Origin of the sequence: Frankia sp. Cppng1_Ct_nod (assembly GCF_920656135.1) — a bacterium.
GTDB classification, from domain to species: domain Bacteria; phylum Actinomycetota; class Actinomycetes; order Frankiales; family Frankiaceae; genus Protofrankia; species Protofrankia meridionalis.
The window spans coordinates 1-2,859 of record NZ_CAKKTK010000125.1; the positions used below are offsets into that span (position 1 = coordinate 1).

Here is a 2,859-nt window from a genome sequence, read left to right on the forward strand (position 1 = left end):
ATGGCCGAGTTGAACTTGGCCCGATGCGCGGCGTGCCGGCGGCCTTTGGCGTCGGTGTACTCGGGAATGGTCACCAGCGTGTCACGGGGGAAGGAGACCATCGTGCTGCTGCCATCCGCGGCGAGATGGACGAGGATCGTCGTGTCCGAACGCTGGCCCGGTGCGTCGCCGTAGGCGCCGTCGGATCCGGCGCGGCTGTCGGTGCCGACCAGCAGGTAGTTCTCGACGCCGTGCACCGGGGTGGCCGGCCGCTGGCCGGCGAGGTCGAGATCCACCCTGTTGATCTTTCCGTCGAGATGGTTGTAGAGCGCCCAACCGCCGACGCTCACCACCAGGACGACGGTCGACAACCCTGCGAGCATCACCTTCAGCAACCTCGAGAAGATCCCGGAGGCACGCCGGGCCGACAAGCCGCCCGGAACTCGGGCACGAGGATCGATACCGGCCGGCAGCACGGCCTCACGAGTCGGCGGCGGCTGTCGTATGTCGCTCATACCAGCCTCTCCTACCCGTCTCCACCCGATCCGGCACCGATCGTATATAGGTGCCATAGCGGACGGATAGCGGGCGGGGGCGGTCCGCACGTCCAGGCCGCCCCCGCACGTCCAGGCCGCCCCCGCACGTCGTCCTCGCCAACGCCGCTGACCGCATGCGCGGGAGGCCTCGCCACCAATTGCGCCGTTTCGCCGTCCGTGCGAACAGATGCGTGGTTTCGTTACCGGCCGGGGCACACGAACGGCGGAGAGTGGGGACGCTGTGGGAATCGATGTGGCGAAGGGTGCTGAGGTTTCTCTGCGGACGGGAGGCAGCGGGCTCACCCATATCACCGTGGGTCTCGGCTGGGACCCCGACCTCACCGGGTCAACCGAGTTCGACCTGGACGCCAGCGCCATCGCGTTGACCGCGGACGGCCGGGCACCGTCGCGGGACTTCTTCGTCTACTTCAACAACCTCTCCACCCCGCATGGGGAGATCGTCCACCGCGGCGACAACCTCACCGGCGAAGCGGATGGTGCCGTCGGCGACGACGAACAGATCGACATCCGTCTCGACCGGCTGTCCCGGAGCATCACCCGGATCGTCTTCCCCGTGAGCATCTACCACGCCGACGACCGGCAACAGAGCTTCGGCGACGTCCGCAACGCCTACATCCGGGTCCTCGACGCCGACAGCGGCACCCAACTCGCCCGCTACGATCTGACCACCCAGGCCGCCACCGAGACCGCGATGCTGTTCGGGGAAGTCACCCGCGACAACGCCGGCTGGGCGTTTCGGGCACTCGGGCAGGGCAGGGCCACCGGCCTGACCGGGATCGCCCGCGAGTACGGCCTCGACGTCTGACCACGGCTACCCCATCACCGGGACTTCAGCATCACCGGGACGGGGCACTGACTGACTCGGCATCACGGAGACCCCGTGCCGCCTGCTGCGACGCAGCCTACGGCAACTCGGGGCCCGCGGACGAACCGTCCTCGCGCAGGCCCTTCGTCTCCGCCTTGAAGATCCGCAACGAGCGGCCAAGCGAGCGGGCCGCGTCCGGCAACTTCGCCGAGCCGAACAACAGCACCACGATGAACGCGATGATCAAAAGCTCGCCGACACCCAGATCCGGCATGACAGCCATCCTCCGATAGACCTGGCCGGTCCACCGGTCCGTCCGGCTGATTCGATGCTACGCCGGGCTGTGATCCCCGACCGCGGGATCCCCGACCGCGGGACATCCGGCGGGCGGACCGCGCCGGCATGTCGCCCCAACACATCCACACAGCTCAGCGCATGATCCACGCCATCCGTGAATGGATACCTCCGGACGGCAAATTCCGGGCGACGGAAACGTCGGGCTGCGACGCAGCCGCTCCTGGGATGTCGCTGCCTACGAAACGTCGCTCCGCGGGCCGCCGATCAGTCGGTGGTCGTGGGGATCAGTGGCCATCCGGGAAGGTTGCGCACGACCATCCAGGCCACCGCGGCGCCGCCGAGGCCGTAGGCGAGCCACCGGGAAACCTCGACCCGTTCGCTGTCCCGGACCGCGCGAGCCTGCCGCCAGAGCAGGTGGAGCAGCACCGGGCTGCACACCAGCAGGAAGAAATTGTCATGCACGGCGGCCCTCGGCCGGCCGTGCAGCAGGTCATGCACCATGCGCAGGCCGCCACAGGCCGGGCAGTCGAGCCCGGTCACGAGCTTGATCGGACAGGGTGGCATGAACGTAGCCGGGTCGTGGGGATCGGCGCCGGCAAGGTAGCCGATCCCCGCCAGCGCGCAGGCGGCCACGCCGATCATCATCCGGTGACGGCCGGTGTTCCCGGCCGGGCAACGACAGGACCGAACCGCGCGAAAGTAGAATCGATCAGTCACGCAGCGGCCGCCCGTTCTTGTCACGGACGTTCCCGGTGAGGATCATCACGCTGTCGATCAATGCCCAGATGCCGAGCCCCCCGCAGGTGAAGAGCTGGGCGAGCGCGATACCTGTGTCACCCAGGTACCACCGGCCAGCCCCGACCCCACCCAGGAAAAGCTGAAGAATTCCAGCAGTGATCTTCTGCTTGTCCGAGTACGGCTCACCGGTCACCGGGTGACGGCCGAACGGGGCATAGAGATCCTGACCATAACCGGCCGAGCCTGGATATGCCGCTGCAGGCGGACCGTAGACCGGCGGACCATAACCCTGCTGGCCGTACTCCGGAGCGCCTGGATATCCGTAACCGGGCTCGCCCGGCTGGCCCGGCTGGCCGTACTCCGGCTGCCCCGGCTGGCCGTACTCCGGCTGCCCCGGCTGGCCGTACTCCGGCTGCCCCGGCTGGCCGTAACCCGGCTGCCCGTAACCCTGCTGCCCGTAACCCTGCTGCCCGTAACCCTGCT

Annotated in this window: 4 protein-coding genes and 1 pseudogene; 1 reads left to right on the forward strand and 4 read right to left on the reverse strand. The window is 68.3% G+C overall.

Going from position 1 to position 2,859, the window contains the following annotated elements; genetic code table 11:
* On the reverse strand, window positions 1-494 hold a 494-nt coding region (locus NBW77_RS21340; protein ID WP_250280230.1), incomplete at its 3' end, for an LCP family glycopolymer transferase.
* A 262-nt stretch (window positions 495-756) separates the two neighbouring features.
* On the opposite strand from NBW77_RS21340, the gene NBW77_RS21345 reads away from it, so the two are divergent.
* Window positions 757-1,341, forward strand: coding sequence for a TerD family protein (locus NBW77_RS21345; RefSeq protein WP_131747277.1), 585 nt, complete (start codon window positions 757-759; stop codon window positions 1,339-1,341).
* A 109-nt stretch (window positions 1,342-1,450) separates the two neighbouring features.
* On the opposite strand, the pseudogene tatA reads toward NBW77_RS21345, so the two are convergent.
* From tatA to NBW77_RS21360, 3 genes and pseudogenes are all read right to left on the reverse strand, one after another.
* A pseudogene (tatA, locus tag NBW77_RS21350) lies at window positions 1,451-1,615 on the reverse strand (Sec-independent protein translocase subunit TatA); the annotation flags it as partial.
* Window positions 1,616-1,902: 287 nt separating this feature from the next.
* Window positions 1,903-2,280: a DUF2752 domain-containing protein gene (locus NBW77_RS21355; protein ID WP_250280232.1), complete on the reverse strand. Its 378-nt coding sequence runs from the start codon at window positions 2,278-2,280 to the stop codon at window positions 1,903-1,905.
* A 67-nt stretch (window positions 2,281-2,347) separates the two neighbouring features.
* Window positions 2,348-2,859: TM2 domain-containing protein (locus NBW77_RS21360; protein WP_250280231.1), on the reverse strand; the 512-nt coding region annotated here is incomplete at its 5' end.